The organism is Streptomyces sp. AF1A, assembly GCF_047340315.1.
Classification (GTDB): Bacteria; Actinomycetota; Actinomycetes; order Streptomycetales; family Streptomycetaceae; genus Streptomyces.
Window position 1 is genome coordinate 30,230 of record NZ_JBLEBI010000027.1, and the last position, 21,774, is coordinate 52,003.

At 71.6% G+C, this 21,774-nt stretch carries 17 protein-coding genes and 2 CRISPR repeat arrays (1 of these 19 running past the window's edge); of the genes, 10 read left to right on the forward strand and 7 right to left on the reverse strand.

The window, feature by feature from the left end:
• Window positions 1–404: a CRISPR direct-repeat array (repeat unit 29 nt; unit sequence GGGACCATCCCCGCGGGTGCGGGGAGCAG) (it extends 3,468 nt beyond the left edge of the window).
• A 350-nt stretch (window positions 405–754) separates the two neighbouring features.
• From cas3 to ACLU3S_RS11640, 9 genes are all read left to right on the forward strand, one after another.
• On the forward strand, window positions 755–3,565 hold the full coding sequence (cas3, locus tag ACLU3S_RS11600; RefSeq protein WP_413951692.1) for a CRISPR-associated helicase Cas3': 2,811 nt from the start codon (window positions 755–757) through the stop codon (window positions 3,563–3,565).
• Window positions 3,558–5,252 carry a type I-E CRISPR-associated protein Cse1/CasA gene (gene casA / locus ACLU3S_RS11605; protein ID WP_413951693.1) on the forward strand — a complete coding sequence of 565 codons (1,695 nt, stop codon included), beginning with the start codon at window positions 3,558–3,560 and terminating at the stop codon, window positions 5,250–5,252. The genes cas3 and casA overlap by 8 nt, the downstream gene beginning before the upstream one ends.
• Window positions 5,249–5,935: a type I-E CRISPR-associated protein Cse2/CasB gene (gene casB, locus ACLU3S_RS11610; RefSeq protein WP_413951694.1), complete on the forward strand. Its 687-nt coding sequence runs from the start codon at window positions 5,249–5,251 to the stop codon at window positions 5,933–5,935. Before casA ends, casB begins: the two co-directional genes overlap by 4 nt.
• Entirely contained in the window at window positions 5,932–7,125 is a 1,194-nt protein-coding gene (cas7e, locus tag ACLU3S_RS11615; RefSeq protein WP_413951695.1) for a type I-E CRISPR-associated protein Cas7/Cse4/CasC, read from the forward strand. The genes casB and cas7e overlap by 4 nt, the downstream gene beginning before the upstream one ends.
• Window positions 7,122–7,844 carry a type I-E CRISPR-associated protein Cas5/CasD gene (gene cas5e / locus ACLU3S_RS11620; RefSeq protein ID WP_413951696.1) on the forward strand — a complete coding sequence of 241 codons (723 nt, stop codon included), beginning with the start codon at window positions 7,122–7,124 and terminating at the stop codon, window positions 7,842–7,844. The genes cas7e and cas5e overlap by 4 nt, the downstream gene beginning before the upstream one ends.
• Window positions 7,844–8,626, forward strand: a complete 783-nt coding sequence (cas6e, locus tag ACLU3S_RS11625) for a type I-E CRISPR-associated protein Cas6/Cse3/CasE (RefSeq protein ID WP_413951697.1) — start codon at window positions 7,844–7,846, stop codon at window positions 8,624–8,626. Before cas5e ends, cas6e begins: the two co-directional genes overlap by 1 nt.
• Window positions 8,627–8,630: 4 nt before the next feature.
• Window positions 8,631–9,617 carry a type I-E CRISPR-associated endonuclease Cas1e gene (gene cas1e, locus ACLU3S_RS11630; protein ID WP_413951698.1) on the forward strand — a complete coding sequence of 329 codons (987 nt, stop codon included), beginning with the start codon at window positions 8,631–8,633 and terminating at the stop codon, window positions 9,615–9,617.
• Window positions 9,614–9,967 (forward strand): type I-E CRISPR-associated endoribonuclease Cas2e, encoded by a 354-nt coding sequence (cas2e, locus tag ACLU3S_RS11635; protein ID WP_413951699.1) that lies wholly within the window; start codon window positions 9,614–9,616, stop codon window positions 9,965–9,967. Before cas1e ends, cas2e begins: the two co-directional genes overlap by 4 nt.
• A 95-nt stretch (window positions 9,968–10,062) precedes the next feature.
• Window positions 10,063–12,594: a CRISPR direct-repeat array (repeat unit 29 nt; unit sequence GTGCTCCCCGCGCCCGCGGGGATGGTCCC).
• 86 nt (window positions 12,595–12,680) lie between these two features.
• Entirely contained in the window at window positions 12,681–13,166 is a 486-nt protein-coding gene (locus tag ACLU3S_RS11640; RefSeq protein ID WP_413951700.1) for a hypothetical protein, read from the forward strand.
• 254 nt (window positions 13,167–13,420) lie between these two features.
• Here ACLU3S_RS11640 and ACLU3S_RS11645 read toward each other — a convergent pair whose 3' ends face one another.
• On the reverse strand, window positions 13,421–15,328 hold the full coding sequence (locus ACLU3S_RS11645; protein ID WP_413951701.1) for a hypothetical protein: 1,908 nt from the start codon (window positions 15,326–15,328) through the stop codon (window positions 13,421–13,423).
• Between the two features lie 137 nt (window positions 15,329–15,465).
• Entirely contained in the window at window positions 15,466–15,912 is a 447-nt protein-coding gene (locus ACLU3S_RS11650; RefSeq protein ID WP_413951702.1) for a hypothetical protein, read from the reverse strand.
• A gap of 297 nt (window positions 15,913–16,209) precedes the next feature.
• Between ACLU3S_RS11650 and ACLU3S_RS11655 the strand changes: the two genes are divergently transcribed.
• Complete coding sequence (locus ACLU3S_RS11655; RefSeq protein WP_413951703.1) at window positions 16,210–16,668, forward strand: SRPBCC family protein; 459 nt, start codon at window positions 16,210–16,212, stop codon at window positions 16,666–16,668.
• Between the two features lie 222 nt (window positions 16,669–16,890).
• On the opposite strand, the gene ACLU3S_RS11660 is transcribed toward ACLU3S_RS11655, so the two are convergent.
• The 5 genes from ACLU3S_RS11660 to ACLU3S_RS11680 form a co-directional block, all read right to left on the reverse strand.
• A complete protein-coding gene (locus tag ACLU3S_RS11660) occupies window positions 16,891–18,096 on the reverse strand; it encodes a cytochrome P450 (RefSeq protein ID WP_413951704.1) in 1,206 nt (401 codons plus the stop codon).
• Window positions 18,093–19,088 carry a DUF1259 domain-containing protein gene (locus tag ACLU3S_RS11665; protein ID WP_413951705.1) on the reverse strand — a complete coding sequence of 332 codons (996 nt, stop codon included), beginning with the start codon at window positions 19,086–19,088 and terminating at the stop codon, window positions 18,093–18,095. Before ACLU3S_RS11665 ends, ACLU3S_RS11660 begins: the two co-directional genes overlap by 4 nt.
• Before the next feature lie 263 nt (window positions 19,089–19,351).
• Entirely contained in the window at window positions 19,352–21,106 is a 1,755-nt protein-coding gene (locus ACLU3S_RS11670) for a S8 family peptidase (protein WP_413951706.1), read from the reverse strand.
• 45 nt (window positions 21,107–21,151) lie between these two features.
• Window positions 21,152–21,361: a hypothetical protein gene (locus tag ACLU3S_RS11675; protein ID WP_413951707.1), complete on the reverse strand. Its 210-nt coding sequence runs from the start codon at window positions 21,359–21,361 to the stop codon at window positions 21,152–21,154.
• Window positions 21,362–21,417: 56 nt separating this feature from the next.
• Window positions 21,418–21,762, reverse strand: a complete 345-nt coding sequence (locus ACLU3S_RS11680) for a hypothetical protein (RefSeq protein WP_413951708.1) — start codon at window positions 21,760–21,762, stop codon at window positions 21,418–21,420.
• Window positions 21,763–21,774: the final 12 nt, after the last annotated feature.

Here is a 21,774-nt window from a genome sequence, read left to right on the forward strand (position 1 = left end):
CGGCCAACGGGGACCATCCCCGCGGGTGCGGGGAGCAGGTGGTGTCCCCGCCGACAGACCTGGCCGCCGAGGGACCATCCCCGCGGGTGCGGGGAGCAGCGAACACGCAACTGTCGGGATCGCTGTAGGTCGGGACCATCCCCGCGGGTGCGGGGAGCAGTAGCGCTTCTTGACGCGGCCCGCGACGGGGAGGGGACCATCCCCGCGGGTGCGGGGAGCAGGCCCACACGCGTACGGTCATCGGCCCCCAGTAGGGACCATCCCCGCGGGTGCGGGGAGCAGCGGCACAGCTTCGCGGACAGTACGACCGTGCCGGGACCATCCCCGCGGGTGCGGGGAGCAGTGCTCGGTCTCCCCGAGCCTGTGGCCTGTGCTGGGACCATCCCCGCGGGTGCGGGGAGCAGGCTGCGTGACCTGCGGGTTCAGGACGTGAGTGCTGTGGTTTTCATGAGTTCCAGAGAGTCCGGCAAAAGGGAACTACATCCCTTTCGGGTTCCTGTCGCGACAGTCAGTCGAAGATCCATTTTGGAGTCGTCTCTGCGTCGGAGTCTGCGGGTGCGGCCTCGACCAACAGTAGATCTCCCTTGCTTTCACCATATTGCCTTCACACTTCGTCCACATCCTGTATGTATCTGGCATGACAGGCGACGGGGGCGCCCCTGTGGGGCTTCGCGCCCGGCTGGGCAGGCCGGCGCTGAGCGTGTGGGCCAAGCATGATCGCGATACCGATGGATGGCTGCCCTTGTGGCGGCACATGGAGGACAGCGCCGCCGTGGCCGGGCGGTTGTGGGACGAGTGGCTGCCGCTGTCCGTGCGGAGGCTGATCGCCAGCGTGTTGCCCGGCGGGGAGGTGGATGCGCGTCGGCTGGCGGTATGGCTGGCAGGTGTGCACGACATCGGGAAGGCGACGCCCGCGTTCGCCTGCCAGGTGGAGCAGTTGGCGGAGGTGATGCGTGGCCATGGGCTGGAGATGCGCTCGCGGCAGGCGATGGGCGCGGACCGGCGGCTCGCGCCGCATGGGCTGGCTGGGCAGGTGTTGCTGGGGGAGTGGCTGGAGGAAAGGCACGGCTGGACGGTCAAGCAGGCCGGGCAGTTCACGGTCGCGGTGGGTGGGCATCACGGGGTGCCGCCCGAGCACGGCCAGATCCAGACGCTCGACGGTCACCCGCATCTGCTGCGCACGCACGGGGTGAGCCGGGCGCTGTGGAAGCGGGTGCAGGAGGAGTTGCTCGACGCGTGCGCGGATGAGTTCGGCGTACGGGAGCGCCTGACGGCCTGGCGGGTGGTGAAACTGCCACAGCCAGTACAAGTGCTGCTGTCCGCGCTCGTCATCGTCTCCGACTGGATCGCCAGCAATCCCGACCTCTTTCCCTACTTCCCTGAGGACGTACCCCGCACCGGCCCGGAGCGCATCGCGGCCGCCTGGCGTGGATTGGATCTGCCGGGCCCGTGGCATGCCGAGGAACCGGTCGGGGATGTGCAGGAGTTGTTCGCATCCCGGTTCGACCTTCCGCCGGGGGCGAAGGTCCGGCCGGTGCAGGAGGCGGCCGTCGAACTGGCGCGGGGGATGGACGAGCCGGGGCTGATGGTGATCGAGGCGCCGATGGGGGAGGGGAAGACGGAGGCGGCGCTCGCCGCTGTGGAGGTCCTTGCCTCGCGGTTCGGGGCGGGTGGCGTGTTCTTCGCCCTGCCGACGATGGCCACCGGCAACGCGATGTTCCCCCGGCTGCTGCACTGGCTCGACCGTCTGCCGGCCCCTGAAGGAACCCGCTACTCGGTGCAGCTGGCCCACTCCAAGGCTGCGCTCAACGACGACTTCACCGACCTGATGGGCAAGGGCCGGCGGATCGCCGCGGTCGACGTGGACGGATCCGAGGAACGTGAGTGGCGGCCGACGAGCCGGAACCGTTTCGCTGCCGCCGAACTCGTCGCCCACGCCTGGTTGCGGGGGCGGAAGAAGGCCCTGCTGTCGTCGTTCGTTACGGGCACGGTCGATCAGTTGTTGTTCGCCGGGCTCAAGAGCAGGCACCTGGCGATGCGTCACCTCGCGATCGCCGGGAAGGTCGTCGTCATCGATGAGGCGCACGCCTACGACACGTACATGAGCGTGTATCTCGACCGGGTGCTGTCGTGGCTGGGTGCGTACCGGGTGCCGGTGGTGGTGTTGTCCGCGACGCTGCCGGCCGGACGGCGCAAAGAGCTGGCTGAGGCGTACGCGGGGAAGGTCACCGGTGAGGCCGTGGTCTCGTTCGAGGCCGTTGCCCAGGCCGACGAGTATCCGCTGTTGACGGCGGTCACGCCCGGGGGCGAACCGGTCATGCGGCGCCCTGCGGCTTCGGCCCGCGCCACGGATGTCGAATTGGAGCGTCTCGACGACGACCTGGACGTCCTCGCCGACCGGCTGGAGAGGGAACTCGCCGCAGGCGGCTGCGTCCTCGTCGTACGCAACACGGTGCGCCGTGTCCTGGAGGCAGCGGCTGCGCTGCGAGAGAGGTTCGGTGAGTCGAACGTCACCGTCGCCCACTCATGTTTCATCGACGTCGACCGTGCCGCCAAGGACGCCGGCCTCCTCAAACGGTTCGGGCCGCCGGGCAAGGCCGATCGGCCGCAGGAGGCGCACATCGTCGTCGCCAGCCAGGTCGCCGAGCAGTCCCTGGACGTCGACTTCGACCTGCTGGTCACCGATCTCGCCCCGATCGACCTCCTGCTGCAGCGCATGGGACGCCTGCACCGGCACCTGCGCGGCGGCGAGGAACAGACCGACCGACCGGAGCCGCTGCGCCGGGCGCGCTGCCTGGTCACAGGCGTCGACTGGAGCACCCCCGTTCCCACGCCGGTGCGCGGCTCGCGCGCCGTATACGGGGCGTACGCCTTGCTGTGTTCCGCTGCCGTCCTGCTGCCGCACCTCCACGGCGGACAGGAGTGCCCCGTAAGGCTGCCGGCGGACATCAGCCCACTGGTGCAGCGTGCCTACGCCGAAGAGTTCGAGGTCCCGCCCGGTTGGGCGGAGGAGCTGGACATCGCTCGCGCGCGCTATGAGAAGCACCGGGCGGACCAGGCCGAGCGCGCCGCGACGTTCCGGCTGGATGCCGCCGGCCGCCCCGGCCGGCCACTGTTCGGCTGGATCGCAGCGGGGGTCGGCGACGCGGACGACACCCGCGAAGGGCGGGCCCAGGTCCGCGACAGCCGCGAGAGCCTGGAGGTCGTGGTCGTACAGCGGCACGCCGACGGCACCCTCGCCACGGTGCCGTGGCTCGCACCCGACCGCAAAGGCCGTTCCCGCGCCGGACTCCCCCTGCCCACGGACCAGGTGCCCCCCGCTTTTGCGGCCCGCACCGCGGCGAGCTGTGGACTGCGGCTGCCGATCCAGTTCAGTTACGCCGACGTCATCGACCGGGCGATCGACGAACTTGAGGAACTCCACATCCGCGCCTGGCAGGTGAAAACCAGTCACTGGCTCGCCGGCCAGTTGATCCTGCCGCTCGACGAGGACTGTCAGACCCACCTGGCAGGCTTCCGTCTCCGGTACAGCCCCAGCGACGGTCTTGAGGTGACTCGTGCCTGAAACCGACCAGAGCAACAGTGACGGTGCGCTGTCGTTCGACCTCACCACCAAGCCGTGGATCCCTGTGCTCAGAGGGGACGGCAGCCAGGAGGAACTGTCGCTGCGCCAGGTGTTCGAGCAGGCGCACGACCTGCGGCGCGTCGTCGGTGACCTGCCCACCCAGGAATTCGCCCTGGTCCGTCTGCTGCTCGCGGTGGCACACGACGCACTCGACGGCCCGCAGGACACCGACGAGTGGGCGGAGTTGTGGGCCGACGAGTCCTGCTTTGCGCCGGTCGGCGCGTACCTCGAGGCGCATCGAAGCCGGTTCGACCTGCTGGACGCCAAGGCGCCGTTCTTCCAGACCGCAGGTTTGCGCACGGCGAAGGACGAGGTGTTCTCCCTCAATCGGATCGTGGCCGACGTTCCCAACGGAGAACCGTTCTTCACCGCCCGCATGCCCGCCTGCGAGCGGCTCACCTTCGCCGAGGCAGCCCGCTGGGTCGTCCACGCGCATGCGTACGACACCTCCGGCATCAAGACCGGCGTGGAAGGCGACCAACGCGCCAAGGGAGGCAAGGTCTACCCGCTCGGCGTCGGCTGGGCCGGGAACCTCGGCGGCGTCTTCGTCGAAGGCCGCACCCTGCGCGAGACGCTGCTCTTGAACCTGGTGGCCGCCGACACCTCCAACCTGGAGATCGACGAAGCGGATGCGCCGGCATGGCGGAGGGAACCGTGCGGCCCGGGCGGCGCCGAGCGCGCCCCGACCGGTGTACGCGACCTGTACACCTGGCAGACGCGGCGCCTGCGGCTCCATTTCGACGAGAGCGGCGTGCACGGCGTCGTCCTCGGCTACGGCGACCCGCTCGCCCCCCGCGACCGTCAGCACCGAGAGCCGATGACCGCATGGCGGCGCAGCAAGCCTCAGGAGGCGAAACTGCGCCGGAGCCCGGTCTATCTGCCGCGCGAGCACGCGCCCGAGCGTTCTGCATGGCGCGGGCTCGGGGCTCTGGTCGCCAACGAGGCCGGCTCGGCCCAAGGGCCGGAGCCTGCCGACTACCTGCGGCCGGGGATCCTGGAATGGGTGGCCCGCCTGGTGACGGAGGGAGAACTGGAGCGCGGCTTCCTCGTCCGGGCCCGGATCATCGGCGCACGCTACGGCACGCAGCAGTCGGTGATCGACGAGATCGTCGACGACCACGTGGCCATGGCCGTCGTCCTGCTCCATGAGCAGGACCGGCGCTATGCCGAGCAGGCCGTCGCGGCCGTCCGCGACGCCGACCTCGCGGTCAATGCGCTCGGTGACCTCGCCACCAACCTCGCCCGCGCGGCCGGCACCGAGATGGACGGTCCCCGCTCCAGCGCACGCGATCTCGCCTACGGTCTCCTCGAGGCCCCGTACCGCACCTGGCTCGCCCACCTGGCCGACACCGACGACCCGTACGTGAAGCGCACCGACTGGCAGCAGCAGGTGTACGGAATCGTCAGCAAGCTCGGCGACCGGCTGATGGCCGCGGCCGGCGACGCGGCCTGGCAGGGCCGGATCGTCAAGCTCAAGCACGGCACCGAGTGGTTCAACTCCGCGCTGGCCGCCAAGTGGTTCCGCTCCGCTCTGTACAAGGGCCTGGGGCGCCCTGACTCCGTTGACACGCCGGCGGACGCGGACACAAGCCCGGCACCCGAGACCACCGTGAAGGCACCCGCATGACCACCGTCACCGCACCTGTCACCCCGCGCGAACGCGTCGTCCGGCTCGCTGCCGGCCACATCGCCGCCCTGCAGCGGGGCTACCTCGAGGACCGGCCTCACGCCGTCGCGGCGCTCGCCCGGCTGCGTCGCGGCGCCGGCCGGGAGGCCGGGCAGCTACCGGATCTGTGGGCACTGATCGACACCGGTCCCCTGCACCAAACGCCGGACGGGGCGCGGCCGCTGAGCGAGAACGAACTGATCCGGGCTGAGGACGCCCTGCACGTCGCGCTCACCCTCTACGCGCTGCACCAGCAGTCCCGCTCCACGGGCATGTACCAGGCCGACCGGCCGGGCCGCCGCCGGGGCCTGGGAGCCGCGGTGCGCCGGATGATGAAGCCCGGCGAGATCGACGAACCCGTGCACAAGCGCCTGGTCCGGGCCGGTACCTCCCCCGACCTGGCCGTCCTTGCCCAGCGGCTGCGCGACATCGTCGTCCTGCTGCGCCGTGAGGGCATCGAACTCGATCACGCGCAGCTCGCCGGGCAGCTCTACGCCTGGCAGTGGCCCGGCGGCGCGGACACCGTCCGCAGGGAGTGGGGGCGTTCCTTCCACGCCTGGCACGACAAGCCCACCGACGGCACGTCATCCTCCGCCAGCTCCGACACCACCAGCACCACGGAAACCGACAAGGACGCCTCGTGAACCGCATCTTCCTCGACGTACACGCCCTGCAGACCGTCCCGCCGAGCAACATCAACCGCGACGACACCGGCGCGCCGAAGACCGCGGTGTACGGCGGAGTGCCGCGCGCCCGCGTCTCCAGCCAGGCCTGGAAGCGAGCCACCCGCACGTACTTCAAGGAAGAGCACCTGCTCGACGCGAGCGAGCTCGGCGTGCGGACCAAGAAGATCGTGGAGGCGATCGCCGACCGGATCACCGCCCTCGATCCCTCTCTCCCCGGCGAGACAGCGCTGCGCATCGCGGACGAGACCGTGAAGGCCATCGGGCTGAAGACCGAGGTTCCGAAGCGCAAGGCGGCCGCGGCCAAGGACGGTGAGCCGGAACCCGCACCCGAGTCCAAGTACCTGGTGTTTCTCAGCGCCCGCCAGCTCGACGGCCTGGCCCGCCTCGCCGTCGAGGGCGCCCCCGACATCACGGCGTATCTGAAGGACAAGGAGAACAAGGGCCGGGCGAAGCAGATCGCGGACACCCATCACTCCGTCGACATCGCCCTGTTCGGCCGCATGGTGGCCGACGAGGCAGACATCAACGTCGACGCGTCCGTTCAGGTCGCGCACGCCATCAGCGTCCACCGGGTGGACAACGAGTCCGACTACTACACCGCCGTCGACGACGAGAACACCGACGCAGAGACCGGCGCCGGCATGATCGGCACCGTCGACTTCAACTCCGCCACCCTCTACCGCTACGCCGCTGTCGGCGTCCACCAGCTCGCCGCCAACCTCGGGCAGGGCCTGCGCGACGACGAGCCGCGCACCGATCCGGTCCGCCGAGCCGTGGAGGCCTTCGTCCACGGCTTCGTCGCCTCCCTGCCCACCGGCAAGATCAACACCTTCGGGCACCACACGCTGCCCGACGCCGTGATCGTCAAGCTGCGCACCACCCGGCCCGTCAGCTTTGTCGCCGCCTTCGAGGACCCGGTGCGCGGCGAGAGGGGCGGCTACGTCCGCGAGGCGTCCGAACGCCTGGCCGAGTACATCCCCGACATCGAGCGCGCGTACGGCGCCGAGGAATCGACGCTGACCTGGGTGCTGCGGGTCGGCCCGAACACCCAGAAGCTCGCCGGGATCGGCACCGAGGCGCAGAGCATCGGCGAACTCGTCACCGCCGTCGGTCAGGCCGTCGCCGAGCGCCTGGAGAAGCCCGCATGACCGTGCTGACCCTCCGGCTCGCGGGCCCCCTGCAGTCCTGGGGGGCCTCGGCCCGCTTCGCCCGCCGCACCACCGAGTCCGCCCCCACCAAGAGCGGCGTCATCGGCATGCTCGCTGCCGCAGCCGGCATCGAACGCGGCGACGACGAGGGGCTGGGGCCGCTGACCGCCCTGCGGTTCGGCGTCCGCATCGACCAGCCCGGCACCCGGGTCCGGGACTTCCACACCGCCCATCACGGCGTCACCGGCAAGTCCATGCCGCTGTCCGAACGCTTCTACCTCGCCGACGCCGTGTTCGTCGCCGCGCTCGAAGGCGACCACCAACTGCTCGCCGACCTGCACACAGCGCTGCGTACCCCGGTGTACGCGCCGTTCCTCGGCCGCCGCTCCTGCCCGCCCTCCCTCCCCATCGAGCTCCACCTCCACGACCACGGCGGCCTGCAGGACGCCCTGCGCCGGGAACCCTGGCAAGCCTCGCCCTGGTACCGCAAGCAGTACCGCGACCAGGACGACGTCGAACTCACCGTGCTGCGCGAGGCGGACGAGCACGAGCAGAGCGCCGCGGACACCCTGCGCGACCAGCCGCTCAGCTTCGCCGCCGAGCACCGGCGCCACACCCTGCGCACCCAGGTCACCTGCAGCGTGCGTGTCCCCAACCCGTCCGCCCGACACCTGTCTCGGCATGACCCGTTCGACGCCCTGGACGAAGAGAGCGACTGATGTACCTCACCCGCTTCCGCGTGAACACCGCGCGGTCCGGTGCCCGCCGCCTGCTGTCCTCACCGCAGGCCATGCACGCGGCCGTCATGTCGTCCTTCCCGACGCTCCTGCCCACCGACACACCCCCGTCAGACGGCCCGCGCGTGCTGTGGCGGCTGGACCACACCACCCGCGCCGAAGTCATGCTGTACATCGTCAGCCCCGAGCGGCCCGACCTCACCCACCTCGTCGAACAAGCCGGCTGGCCCGCCGCGGCCGCCGCCGACCCGGCCGAGCCCGGCTGGCAGAGCCGCCCCTACGGCCCGCTCCTCGACCGGCTCGCCACCGGCGACCGGTGGGCGTTCCGCCTCACCGCCAACCCCGTCCACCACGCCCGCCGCAAGGACGACGAACCGACCAAGCGCACCGCACATCTCACCCCCGTGCATCAGATGGGCTGGCTCCTCAAGCGCCAGGAAGCGTGCGGCTTCCGCGTACTGGAAAAGGCGGACGACAAGCGACTGCTTCCCAGCGGCACCACTGACACCAAACAGCCCCACCACGGCGACCGGTACGAACTGACCGTCCGTGACAAACGCGCCCTCGCCTTCGACAAGTCCCGCAGCACCGCGACCCAGAGCGGCCGCAAAGCACCCGTCAGCCTGGTCACCGTCACCTTCGACGGCCGCCTCGAAATCACCGACCCGCAACTGATGCGGCGCGCCCTGACCCAAGGGATCGGCAAGGCCAAGGCATACGGCTGCGGCCTGCTCACCCTCGCACCGCTCGGCACGCCGAGGTGAGACGGTGACCACGGTCTCCCGGCGCACCGCGCTCACCCCGCGCCAGCTCACCCGCACCGGCGAACGGGTGTCCTTCGTCTACCTCGAGCGCTGCACAGTGCACCGGGACGCCAACGCCATCACCGCCGAGGACGCCGACGGCACCACCCACATCCCGTCGGCGACCATCGGGACTCTCCTCCTCGGACCCGGAACCCGTATCACCCACCAGGCGATGAGCGTTCTTGGCGAAACCGGTGCCGCCGTCTGCTGGGTGGGAGAGCAGGGCGTGCGCTACTACGCCGGCGGCCGCGCCCTGACCCGCTCCTCCGCACTCGCCGAAGCGCAGGCCCTGCAATGGGCCAACACCCGCAGTCGACTCGCCGTCGCCCGCGCCATGTACAAACTGCGCTTCCCCAACGAAGACCCGGCCGGCCTTACCCGCCAGGAACTCCTCGGCCGCGAAGGCCGCCGCCTCAAGGACTGCTACCGGGCCCAGTCCGCCCGCACCGGCGTCCCCTGGCACGGTCGCCGCTACACCCCTGGCGACTTCATCAGCGGCGACCCGGTCAACCAGGCCGTCACCGCCGCCGCCCAGTGCATGTACGGCATCGCCCACGCAGTCGTCGCCTCCCTCGGCTGCAGTCCGGCGCTCGGCTTCGTCCACTCCGGCCACGAACTGTCCTTCGTCCTCGATATCGCCGACTTGTACAAGACGGAGATCGGCATCCCGCTCGCGTTCGACGTCGCCGCAGAGGACGCGGAAGACGTCGGCCCGCGCACCCGCCGTGCCCTACGGGACCGCATCAACGAGACGTCCTTGCTCGACCGCTGCGTCAACGACATCAAACGCCTCCTGCTCCCGGACGCTGCCTCGGCCGTCGCGACGAACGACGACCTTGACGTCGTCACCCTCCACAGCGACAGCGGCCACACCGTCGCTGCGGGCCGCAACTACGGCGACGGAGCCGATGAGCACGACGCCAACGCCGACGTGGAGTTCTCCTGGTGACCGTCATCGTCCTCACCAACTGCCCGTCCGGCCTGAGGGGCTTCCTCACGCGCTGGCTCCTCGAAATCTCCGCCGGCGTCTTCATCGGCAACCCGTCCGCCCGAATCCGTGACCTGCTCTGGGACGAGGTCCAGCAGTACGCCGGCCAGGGCCGTGCCCTCCTTGCCCACACGACGAACAATGAACAGGGCTTCACCTTCCGCACCTACGACCATGCCTGGCACCCGGTCGACCACGAGGGCCTGACCCTGATCCGCCGCCCGAACCCCCAGAGCCCCTCAAATGCCACGACCACTCCACGAAAAGGCTGGAGCAACGCATCCAAGCGACGACGCTACGGCAAGAGCTAGTGGGCGTAGCTATGCCCCTTATCCGTACTTTGCCGGAATCAGTGAAACTGCTTCAAAGCGACCTGCCTCAGGGATAAAGCCGCAGGTCGCGAAGCGTGCTCCCCGCGCCCGCGGGGATGGTCCCAACGTCACCGTCCGCGGCACCCTCCAGTCAGCGTGCTCCCCGCGCCCGCGGGGATGGTCCCCGGAGCCGGCGGTGGCGGTGTACACACCGTTGGTGCTCCCCGCGCCCGCGGGGATGGTCCCCTGGCACAGGCGAAACTCGCGGTGGCGCAGGTGTGCTCCCCGCGCCCGCGGGGATGGTCCCGCGACCGTGGAGACCCTGAACCAACAGGAATTGTGCTCCCCGCGCCCGCGGGGATGGTCCCTTCGGCGAGATCGCCTGGCGCTACGGATCGAAGTGCTCCCCGCGCCCGCGGGGATGGTCCCCCTCTCCCGCCTCCCCTCCGAATCCGGATTGAGTGCTCCCCGCGCCCGCGGGGATGGTCCCGGCAGATCATCGACCGAACGATGGACTTCCTGGTGCTCCCCGCGCCCGCGGGGATGGTCCCCCGGCGCACTCCGGGCAGTCGGTCGGGTCGACGTGCTCCCCGCGCCCGCGGGGATGGTCCCACGCCGCGCAGATACTCGGGGGCGGCATTCTGGTGCTCCCCGCGCCCGCGGGGATGGTCCCGTGATCAAGGGCGTGATGGGTGTGACGGATCGGGTGCTCCCCGCGCCCGCGGGGATGGTCCCAGGGCGAGTTGGGGGGAGTCAGGGCTGTCCGGGTGCTCCCCGCGCCCGCGGGGATGGTCCCGTGCCGCCCGAGCTCTTGCCCAGCTCGTGCGTGTGCTCCCCGCGCCCGCGGGGATGGTCCCGGCATTCCGGTCCAACGGTAAAGGCTCACCGGGTGCTCCCCGCGCCCGCGGGGATGGTCCCGACAGCAACTCCGGCCCTTCTTCGGCCTCGGTGTGCTCCCCGCGCCCGCGGGGATGGTCCCCACCGACCCCCCTGTTGGCCGCTGACCTGCGAAGTGCTCCCCGCGCCCGCGGGGATGGTCCCCGGCCCGGCGCCGCCGAATCCATCGCCTAACCGTGCTCCCCGCGCCCGCGGGGATGGTCCCTGGCCGCTCCACCCGAACATCGTCGAGCTCATGTGCTCCCCGCGCCCGCGGGGATGGTCCCCCGATGACACCCGCCGACGAACTCCGAACCGCGTGCTCCCCGCGCCCGCGGGGATGGTCCCTCGCCGCCGTCCCCGACACCGACTGGGGCGGTGTGCTCCCCGCGCCCGCGGGGATGGTCCCGTCATCGAGGTCGCCTCAAAGGGGGATCCATGGTGCTCCCCGCGCCCGCGGGGATGGTCCCGCGAGGGCGGCGGCGAGGGCTTCGACGGCGAGGTGCTCCCCGCGCCCGCGGGGATGGTCCCTCTGCGTCGGACTTCTCGGCGAGGACGGCGAAGTGCTCCCCGCGCCCGCGGGGATGGTCCCGAACAGACCACCGTCGGCCGTAAGACCCTCACGTGCTCCCCGCGCCCGCGGGGATGGTCCCCGAATAAGGCAAACCTCGCCCGCATCGAAGAGGTGCTCCCCGCGCCCGCGGGGATGGTCCCCCGGTTCAAACCCGGCAGCCGCCTGTTCCATGGTGCTCCCCGCGCCCGCGGGGATGGTCCCCAGCGCCGGCAGGTCGTCTCCGAGTTCGGGGCGTGCTCCCCGCGCCCGCGGGGATGGTCCCCGAGCCGCCACAGGGTCCCGATGATCAGGACCGTGCTCCCCGCGCCCGCGGGGATGGTCCCTGGGTATGCGAATTCATGCAGGCGGACATTCCGTGCTCCCCGCGCCCGCGGGGATGGTCCCGCGCTCGTGCACGAACCGGGCACCACGGCCGGGTGCTCCCCGCGCCCGCGGGGATGGTCCCAGGCCACCTCGTTCATGGAGGCATGGGCGGCCGTGCTCCCCGCGCCCGCGGGGATGGTCCCACGGTCACGTGCGCCCCTGAACCCCTCCGATCGTGCTCCCCGCGCCCGCGGGGATGGTCCCACGACCATGCCGAGGCCGCCCTCGCCCTCGCCGTGCTCCCCGCGCCCGCGGGGATGGTCCCTCGGCGCGCGCCATGCGCCACCGGACGCGCCGGTGCTCCCCGCGCCCGCGGGGATGGTCCCGGATAGTCAGGACCGAATCCCTCGGCCATTGTGTGCTCCCCGCGCCCGCGGGGATGGTCCCTCCTCGACCGTCGGGTCGAGCTCGACGAACAGGTGCTCCCCGCGCCCGCGGGGATGGTCCCGCGTCTGGTGGGCCCTCTACCAGCAGCAGCCAGTGCTCTCCGCGCCCGCGGGGATGGTCCCCCTGGGGCCATGATTCCCACCACGCGACGCAAGTGCTCGCCGCGCCCGCGGGGATGGTCCCGGGACGGGCTTCGCGACCGATCGCTTCAAGCGGTGCTCCCCGCGCCCGCGGGGATGGTCCCAGCAGACCCTTGCCCGGAATCTCCAGCCACGTGTGCTCCCCGCGCCCGCGGGGATGGTCCCCGGCCAGGGACGCCGGTCGGGCCCCTAGGTGGGTGCTCCCCGCGCCCGCGGGGATGGTCCCAGGCCGTTGACCATCTGGCCGACGAGGTCCGCGTGCTCCCCGCGCCCGCGGGGATGGTCCCGGCACCGCGATCACCGTCGATCCCCCCGCGCAGGCATAGTGGGGGCGGTGCTCGGCTGCACGTAGGCGGGTGGGGAGGGGGAGAGCATGCTCAGGTATGTCCACAACGAGTTGACGATGGTGGTCCAGGCCGTGTGCGCCGTCGCCATCAGCGCGGTCGTGACGTTCGGTGTGCGCGACATCCCCGAGGTGGACGCCGGCTGGCTGGTCATCGCCGGCGTCGTCGCCGTCAGTCCTGTGTTCGGGCGGCGCGGTGAGAAGCGGGACTTCGAGAGGGCGGTTCCCCTGAACCCCGACACGGTGCTTCCCACGCTGGGGGCGTCTCTCCCTCGTAGCCAGGCCCTGAGGTTCGTAGCCTTCCTGGTGGTGCCGACGCTGCTCGCTGCCCTGTTCTGGGAGCCCTTGGTGGCCCTCGTGCCGCTGGTACTCGTGCCGGAACGGCTCGCCAACGCGGCGTACGCCGCTTACTGGGAACGGCACCACGGCGTCACGCTGTGGCTGGGACACGTTCCCGATCAGCCCCTGGAGAACGGCCGGAACCTGTACTCATCCGTACGGCAGCTCGCGTCCTAGCTGCTTGCTCCTGAAGAGGCGGGGTTGTCGCTGCCGTTGGTGCCCACGGTGACAGGGAGGTCCGCCCGTTCGGGCGCCCCTGGTCAGCGGCGGCGGGACGCGGCCCGTTCCGCCTGCCGTTTCAGGGCAGCGACCCGGGCCGGGCTTCGGCGCGGCGCCGGGACCGGCCGGTCGCGTACCGCGGACAGGGGCGCCGGACGGCAGTCAGGCCCTGGTGAGGCGACGGCAGGCGTCCCCTGCTGAGCAGAGCCCCGTCATCTCGGCTGCGTGCTGGTCTGGGGTGGGCAGGCGGGCGAGGTGGTCGACGACGGGCGTGCCGGGAGGGGGGTCAGGGGTGTGCAGACGGGTGTGGCGGCTCCGATGAGTTCGACCAGGCCGTTGCCGCCGGTGGGTGGGGCGAGCCGGGACCAGTTGTTGGCCAGCCAGACGTTGCCGGACTGGTCGAGCTGGACGGCGGTGAGGTGCTGGATGGAGGCGCTGCGGTAGCCGCCGGGCGGGGAGAGCAGGGAGCCGGTGGCGGAGCCGGGCGGGCAGGCGCGGGTGTTCACACCGCACAGCACGGACACGGACGGGGCGCCGAACCCGGCGACCCACACGCGGTCGGAGCCGTCGACGGCCACGGACCAGGGTGCGATGGCCGTGGGCAGTCCGTAGACGCCTGCGACCTTGCCGTCGGGTCCGATCCTGGTGACGGAGTTGCCGAGGAAGCTGGGCACCCAGACGTTGTTCTTCGAGTCGACGGCGAGGGCCAGGGGCCAGTCGAGCGACTCGTCCTTGATCGGGGAGAACGAGGTCGGCTTGAAGTCGGGGCCGATGACCGTGACGCTTCCGCCCGCGTGGCCCTTGAGGGGGCGTGAGTCCAGCAACTTCGCGCCGTTGAGGCGGGCGTTGGAGACCCACGCCCGGCCGTAGCCGTCGATCTGGAGGGCGAACGGGTGGTCGAGGCCACCACCGGTGATGGTGATCGCCTTCGAGGGGTCGCCGTGCGGGTAGACGATCACGCTTCCCCGGCCCTGGTTGCCCTTCAGGCCGTAGAAGTTGGCGATCCAGATGTTGCCCTTCTGGTCCACGGCGGTGCCCTGGGGATGGTTGAGGTCGCCGTTCCTGAACCCGGTGCCGGGCGACAGCAGCTTGCCGTCCGCCGAGTACTTCACCATGGCGTTGCCGGCATAGCTGGGCACCCATACCGAACCCCTGTGGTCGATGGCGATGCCCCACGCGCCCGCCTTCATGCCGCCGCCGCTGAGCGGGCTGTTCAGGGTCGGATTGCCCACCGGGTCCTGCACGGTGACGTACGGACTGGGGTTGCGCGTTCCGGGCAGCCAGTTGTTGGCGGCCCAGACGTTGCCCTTCGCGTCGAAGGCGATACGGCCGGGGGCGTAGACGTAGGGCGCGGTGTAGTGCAGGGCCAGGACCCAGGCCGCCGGTGCCGCCGGAAGGGCGGGCGTGTACGTCTGTGCCTGCCGGGCCAGGGCGTACAGCTTGCCCGTGGCCAGCCTCGGATTGCGGGCGAGACCGAGGACCGCCTGCGTGGTGTCGCCCGGGGCCGGTCCACCCTGCGGCGTGGCCAGGCGCAGCACGTCCCGGCAGCGTCCGGCGTCCGCTCCCGGCGCGCACAGGGAGACGAGGTTGGCCAGGGTGCCGAGGGTGGCCAGGGTGTCGTTCCTGTTGCCGTTGTTCTGGTCCGTGACGACCCTGCCGGGCTTCCCCGTGGCCGGATCGGCGAGGTTGTAGGACGTGGCCGCGGCGTTCTCCAGGCCGGGGCTCGGCCCGGTGACGCCGCGCGGGCCGGTGAACTGGGCCAGGGCGTAGGCGGCGGCGACGGTGGTGAACTCGTTGACGGTGACGGCGGGTTCGGAACGCTGCGGCACGCCGCCGCCCGGACCGAATCCGGCGACGGAGCGCAGCCGCAGGGAGCGGTCACCGGAGCGTGTGGCATCGACGTACAGCACCGAGCCGGTGCGCCGGCCGGGCCGGATCTGGAACGACCCGCTCGCGTCGGTGGTGGCGTGCCCCAGTTCCCGTACGCCCTGCTGGTCCCCCGCGAAGAGCCTGACGTCGGCGTGGGACAGCGGCTTGCCCGCGCTGGTGACGGTCCCGTGCAGCGGGGCCGGCGTGCCCGGAGGCGCCGCTGCCGGAAGCGCCGTGAGGGCCAGTGCCATCGTGACCGAGGCGGCCAGGGCGTTGCCCGACCGTGCGAGGTGCGACTCGGCCCGTCCGGCGCCGCGCGTCCTTCCGCGCGTTGTGCTGCGGATACCAGTGCCGGGGGTGAACAAGGCGGGCCCCCTCTGCTCGGTGTCTACTCGGTGCCGCTGTTCGGTTCACGCAGCGTGAACCAGCCGATCCTGCGGCCGAACAGCCAGATCAGGCCCAGGTACAGGTCCGGGCCGACCTGGCGGAGCTCGTCCCGCACGCCCCCGAACACCAGGGAGGTGTCGGAGTAGTCGATGACGATGCAGTCCTGGTCGTCCAGGCGGCTCGGGCCGGGTCCGACCGTCGCGACGATGGACAGGATGTCCAGCGGTGTGAGCCGGTTGCTGAGGTAGCCGTCCGGGCTGAACACCTTCCCCCGCCACCCGAACAGATGGACGAGGCCGGCGAGCAGACGCGTTCCCGCCGGGCCCACGCCGGTGATGATCGCCGTTCCCTCCAGCGGGCCTTTGGGGATCTCACCGGCGGGGCTCTTGCGGAAGAGCTCCTCCAGCCCCTTGTCGTCGGTGCTGAGCAGCTCGGTGTCGGTAGGCATGACGATCTTCCTTCCGACCATCGCTCGCCCTGGGCGCCGGGGAGCGGGCACTCGCGCAGCAGGCCGTGCACGCGAGGGCAGGGGCCGGGCAGGAGGGCGACCGGTCCAGCGCGATGATCACTGTGGCTCCGAATCCGCCGCTTCCTCCATCCTGAACCCCCTCGGCGCGGGCCACCACCGCTGGCGGGCGGCGCGATGCGGCGGGGGGTGCGCGCTTCACGCCCCATCGCTGCCGTGCCGGCGCCGACGGTGGGAGGATCACCGTGCCGTCGTGTCGCCGTGGGGGAGGGGTCCGAGGTGCCGTCCATCGAGCTGAAGCACACGTTCCGGATCGACGCGTCACCGGAGGAGGTGTTCGCGCACCTGGCCGAGCCGGCGCACTACGTCGGACTGTCGCCGCTCGTCGTCGCCGTCCGGGACGTGCGCCGCGACGGCGGCACCGTGCACTACACGGCGGTGGAGCGGTTCCGGTTCCTGGGCGTGCTGCGGTACGACAACCTCATCGACGTCTCGCTCGTCGCCGTCCCGGACGGCCTGCCGCGCTCCGCCGAGGTCTCCGGCGAGGTCCGCAGCCCGGGCCGGGTCCGCATGAGCTACCGCTTCGCCGTCGAGGGCGACCGGGCCGGCAGCGTCGTCGTCGACACCCTGCACCTGCGGACGCCCCCGGGCCTGCTGCGGTTCGCCGCCTCCCGGGCGGGGGCGGTCCAGCAGGCCCGGGCCCGTGTGCTTGCGGGTCGTTTCGAGGGGCGGGTCTGACGGGTCGTGCGGGTTCGGGCCCGTGTGCCGGCGGGGCGCCTGACGCGTCCGGTCTGACCGGCTCGTGGCGGTCCGTCGCCGAGTGCGCCGGACGGGGGCCCGTCGCTGAGCGCGCCGGAGGTATCCGCGTACGAATCCGCGCGACGTACTCCCACCACATGGCGATGGGCCACTTCCGGGAGCGCCCCCGGAAGTGGCCCATCGCTCGTGGTGCGCGTGTCCCTACCAGGCGACCGGCAGCTTCAGCGGGAAGCGCCTGATCGTCTTCGCGTCCCACCGCAGCTCCTCCGGCGGCACCGCGAGCCGCAGCCCGGGGAACCTCTCGACCAGCCGTCCGATGGCCACTTCGAGCTCGGCCATGGCCAACGGCATGGCGATGCACCGGTGTCCGCCCCAGCCGAAGGTCATGTGGGGGGCGCTGGGCCGGTCGGGGTCGATGAGGTCCGGGTCGGAGTAGCGCTTCGGGTCGCGGTTGGCCGTCAGGTACGACACATGCACGAAGTCGCCCGCCCGGATGTGGGCACCGTCCAGTTCCACGTCCTCCAGCGCCACGCGGGGGATGCCCACCCCCTTGCGGAACGGGATGACGCGGAGCAGTTCGTGCAGGACGTCGGTGAGGGTGTCGGGGCGGCTCCTGAGCCGCTCCATCAGCTCGGGGCGCGTCAGGAGCAGGTAGGTGATGTCGCTGATCTGGCAGGTCGCCGTGTCCTGGCCGCTGAGCGCCAGCACCAGGGCCATGACCGCCAGTTCCCTGTCGTCCAGTTGCTCCTGGCCGTCGCGCGCCGCGGCCATGGCGCTGATCAGGTCCGGGCCGGGCGAGGAGCGGCGCTGTTCGACGAGCTTGCCGAAGTACGCCGTCAGGTCCGCCTTGGCGCTCGCGGCGACCTCCTTGTTGTCCTCACCGACGACGAGGAGCTGGTGCACCGACTCCTGGATGCGGGGCCACTCCGCGCGTTCGACGCCGAGGAGGTCCAGGACGGTGTGCTGGGGCAGCGGGTCCGAGAGGTACTTGACCAGATCGGCGGGCGGCCCGTCCTGCTCCATGTCGTCCAGCAGGCGGTCCGCGAGCCGGAGGATGCGGGGCCGCATGGCCTCGACCTGCTGTTGGGTGAAGGCCTGGGACGCCAGGTGGCGGACGCGGCTGCTCTGCGGCGGGTCCATCACGTTGATCGACTCGGGCGAGACGATGGGCTCCGGCGTCATGCGCGGGTAGTCCTTGCCGATGATGCCCGCCCGGCTGAACCGCTGGTCGGTCGTCACCTGCTTGACGGACTCGAAATTCGTGATCAGCCAGGCGTCCGCGTCGCCGTAGGGCAGCCGGATGCGGGCGGGGGTGTCCCGGCGCATCAGGTCCGCGAGCTCGGGGTCGAAGTCCAGGGCCTCGCTGTAGTCGAACGGGCAGGTGATCGGCTCGTCGTCCGTGGTCATGAGCTGGCTCCTCCCGGCATGGGTACGACGTTGGTGATGTCCACGGCCCGGCGGATGGCCTTGGCGAGAGCGACGGCATCGCCGATGCCCCAGTAATGGACGAAGAACAGGCGCGGTTCGTCCGTCAGGTTGTGGTGGTGCAGCTCGACGAGCTCGATGCCGCCGCGCCGCAGGGCCACCAGCGCGGGCTGGACCTCGCCGGCGATCAGCACCAGGTCACCGCTGACGGCCGCCCTGCCCCCGCCGAGCGGCTGGAAGTTGACGGAGGTGGTGGCGCCGAGCCCCGGGGGAAGGATCAGCGGGCCGTCGGCGACGGTCTCCTTCCGGACGTAGGTGGACTTGTAGACCACGCCGTCGGGGACGCCCTTGACGCCCAGGGCGGCGTCGATGGCGGCCGTGTCCAGGTCGACGCGGGGAGCGGAGGTGGCCGGTTGGGCCGGAGGAGTGCCGGTGCGGTCGAACGCGGCGCGCAGGCCGCGGGCCACGGTGACCGGATCGTGCCCGTGGGCGTGCACATGGATCCACCAGACCTCCGGCTCGTGGGCGAGCAGGTGCTTGTGGATGGCGGTCTGCATGATGTCGTGTTCTTGCAGGACATCGGTGAAATGCTGCAGTTCGCCTTCGGTGACCACGACGTCGCCCATCAGGAGCGTGCTGCCGTCCGCGTACCGGACGAAGGACACGTGCGTACCCAGGGCGAGCGCGGGGTCGATCCGGACGCCGCGGGAGTACACCTTGAGGTCTCGGCGCGGCAGACCCGTGTGGTACATGTACCGCTTCATGTCGCCGGGCCGGCCGAGAGCCTTGCCCACGTCCGCCCAGTCCGTCAGCTTGGTCAGCACCGGCGCCACCAGGGCGCGGCCGTGCGGCCCGGACAGGGCCCGGGCCTCGGGCACCGCGGTGAGGACGGGCGCCAGGGCCGCCGCGGCCAGCACGTTGCGGCGGGACGGAACGAGGGGGGAACGGGTGCGATGTGATCGATCGTCAGCCATGTCATATGCCTCCTGGCTCGATCGAAGCACGGGCGGCCGCGCGGATCGGGGATCCGCACCGGCGCACCCCGCCAGGTGGGCTAACCGGCGGCCCGGGAGCGAGCGGCACGAGGAGGCGGGCCGCGCCGGACGGGCGCGGCCGCGACCGCGGCGCGAAGGAGCCGGGCATCCGTCGGTCCGGCGGGCTCGCGCGCGCACCGGGGACCGCCCCCGCCGGTGCGGGGACGGTCCCGGCGAGTACCTCGGGCGACGGTCTCGTGCGCTCACGGCGTGGGGAGCAGGCCCGCGGCTCTGAGCAGCTGGCGGAGCTGCTCGATGGGGTCGGCGGTCGCCCCCGGGACCGCCGGGAGCAGGCCGGCCATCCGCATGGCCTCGCGTAGCTGGGCGAGTTCCGCGGTGGCGGCCGCCTCCGGCGAGGTCATCAGGCCCAGGGCCCGCATCGCGTCGGGCAGACCGGCACCGGTGCGGCCCGGGTCGCCGAGGTCCAGCGGGGTGCACGAGGCGCGCAGGAGCTGGAAGAGCCGGTCGACGCGGTGGGCGTCCCGCACGCCGTAGCCGTTGCGGAAGTCGGGGTGATGGGCGAGCACCAGAGCGGCCAGGCCGGTGATGTGCGGGGTGGCCATGGAGGTGCCGTCCCACACCGCGTAGCTGTGGTCCGGCACGGTCGACAGGATCGCCACCCCGGGGGCGCACACGTCGACCTCGGGTCCGTGGGAGGAGAAGGCGGCGGAGAAGTAGCCCTGCGCGCTCGGCTGCCCCCACACCTGGGTGGCGTGGTAGGTGTCGGAGGGGAACTGGCCGAGCCTGCCGATCGCGGCGACGGTGAGCACGGACGGGAGCCGGGCGGGGAAGCCCACGGGACCACCGGAGTTGCCCGCGGCGACGATGCAGGCGATGCCGGCCTGGCGGGCCTGCTCGATCTTCTGGGCGACGAGGGCGGAGGGCTCGTCGCCGCCGAGGCTGAGGTTGACGACGTCGATCTCGTTCTGGATGCAGTAGTCGAGGGCCTGGATGATCTCGCTGTACCGCCCGCCTGGGAAGACGCGGCAGGCGTGCAGTTCGGCCTCCACGGCGATGCCGAGCATCCCGACCCCGTTGTCGGCGGCGCCGATGACACCCGCGCAGTGCGTCCCGTGGCCGACGACGTCCACCGACCACTGCTTTTCCTCGTCGCCGACGAGGTCGATGCCCCGGGTGACACGGTTGCGCAGCTCCGGGTGGCTCGTCGCGGCCCCGGAGTCGATGATCGCGACCTTGACCCCCTGCCCGCGGTAGGTGGGCGGGATGCGGTCCAGCCCCATCGCCGTCAGGCCCCAGCCGCTGGCCTGGCGCTCGGGCAGCCCGGGGAAGGTCTCGCTCAGCGGGTGGAGGATGACCAGGTTGTCGGATTCGGTGGACAGCTCCGGGCGGGGGATCCAGCGTTCCCAGTAGTCCCCGCCGGGCTTGACGTAGACGCCGTTCACCATGGTCGGGTCGTGCACGGTCAGGGTCACCACCGCGCGCCCGTCGGGGCCGGTGGTCGCCTGGAAGTTCCGCTCGTCGGTCAGCACGACGACCATGGCGTTCGCGAGGGGGCCGCCGTCACTGGCCGAGACCATGAACGGCACCTGGGTCGGCGGGGCCGCGGGCAACTGCACACCGGGGTTGGACCGGCGTGCCTCGACGGCCGGTGCGCAGGCCGTCGGATACGGGCAGGCCACGCGCAGGTGGTGGTTCGGTTCGATGTGCACCTGGGGGTCCCGGTCCAGGGCTGCCGCGCGGTGCGGCGGCATCTGCACCACGGCCACCTCGGGGAAGGGGGGCTTTCCCTCCAGCGAGGGGTGCCGGGCCGGGACGATGCGCCCGTGCACGCTGACCTCGGGGTCCTGCTGCAACTGGCTGAACAGGGCGTCGCTTTCGACCGGCGTGAACCCTGCGGGCAGCAGATGCTCCGGGATCGGCGCGACCAGGTACTGCCTCGGCCGGTGGCGGAGCTCCGGGGCGTGGTCGCCGTGGGCCTCTTGGGGGGTGTCGGACATGTCTGCGTTCCTCCGTCATCCGTGTGCGGACTTCCGCCGCCGGTGTCAGTAGTGCTGAAGTGACTCGTCGGGCTCGATCGCGATCCGTTCGAGGTATTGGGCGCGCAGCCGGTCGGCGCGCTCGGGTGGCATCGAGACCGCGAGGACGGAGGGCCGGCCGGGTGCCCCGCTGACCGTGCGCACGGTGATGCCTTCCTCCTCGCCGAGCTCCGCCGCGACGCGTGAGAGCAGTCCGGGGTCCGTCGCACCCACCATGTACTGCGCGGTCCGGGACCGGATCTCTCCCGGTCCCGGACCGCGGTCGCCGGGATTCACCACGGCGGGACAACCGGAGCCAGGGCCGCGGCGAGAGCGATGCCCTGGCCGACACCGTTCATCACCGCGTAGCACTCGGCGTAGTCACCGGTCCGGTAGAGCTGGACCGCTCGTGTCACCACGGGCACGAGGCCGTTCGTCTCGGGCATCTGCGGGACCGCCCGCTCGAGCCATGCGTGCGTCCGCAGGATCAGGGACGCGCACTGGGCGCGCCCCGCATCGCCCGGCGGGACGGGCATGCCGACCCCGCCTCCCCAGGGCGAGGACGCCGCCGCCCGGCCGAATCCGGTGTCCTGCCCGGTGCCGGCGGCGCTGCCGGACCAGGTGCCGGGATCCGTCATTCCGGCGTCCTG

Coding starts and splice junctions, on each gene's coding strand:
- cas5e (WP_413951696.1), top strand. CDS start 7,122: ATGACCGTGCTGACCCTCCGGCTCGCGGGCCCCCTGCAGTCCTGGGGG.
- ACLU3S_RS11660 (WP_413951704.1), bottom strand. CDS start 18,096: ATGACCACGGACGACGAGCCGATCACCTGCCCGTTCGACTACAGCGAG.
- cas3 (WP_413951692.1), top strand. CDS start 755: ATGGAGGACAGCGCCGCCGTGGCCGGGCGGTTGTGGGACGAGTGGCTG.
- ACLU3S_RS11675 (WP_413951707.1), bottom strand. CDS start 21,361: ATGGTGGGTGCGACGGACCCCGGACTGCTCTCACGCGTCGCGGCGGAG.
- casB (WP_413951694.1), top strand. CDS start 5,249: ATGACCACCGTCACCGCACCTGTCACCCCGCGCGAACGCGTCGTCCGG.
- ACLU3S_RS11670 (WP_413951706.1), bottom strand. CDS start 21,106: ATGTCCGACACCCCCCAAGAGGCCCACGGCGACCACGCCCCGGAGCTC.
- ACLU3S_RS11665 (WP_413951705.1), bottom strand. CDS start 19,088: ATGGCTGACGATCGATCACATCGCACCCGTTCCCCCCTCGTTCCGTCC.
- ACLU3S_RS11680 (WP_413951708.1), bottom strand. CDS start 21,762: ATGACGGATCCCGGCACCTGGTCCGGCAGCGCCGCCGGCACCGGGCAG.
- ACLU3S_RS11645 (WP_413951701.1), bottom strand. CDS start 15,328: ATGGCACTGGCCCTCACGGCGCTTCCGGCAGCGGCGCCTCCGGGCACG.
- ACLU3S_RS11640 (WP_413951700.1), top strand. CDS start 12,681: ATGCTCAGGTATGTCCACAACGAGTTGACGATGGTGGTCCAGGCCGTG.
- ACLU3S_RS11650 (WP_413951702.1), bottom strand. CDS start 15,912: ATGCCTACCGACACCGAGCTGCTCAGCACCGACGACAAGGGGCTGGAG.
- cas6e (WP_413951697.1), top strand. CDS start 7,844: ATGTACCTCACCCGCTTCCGCGTGAACACCGCGCGGTCCGGTGCCCGC.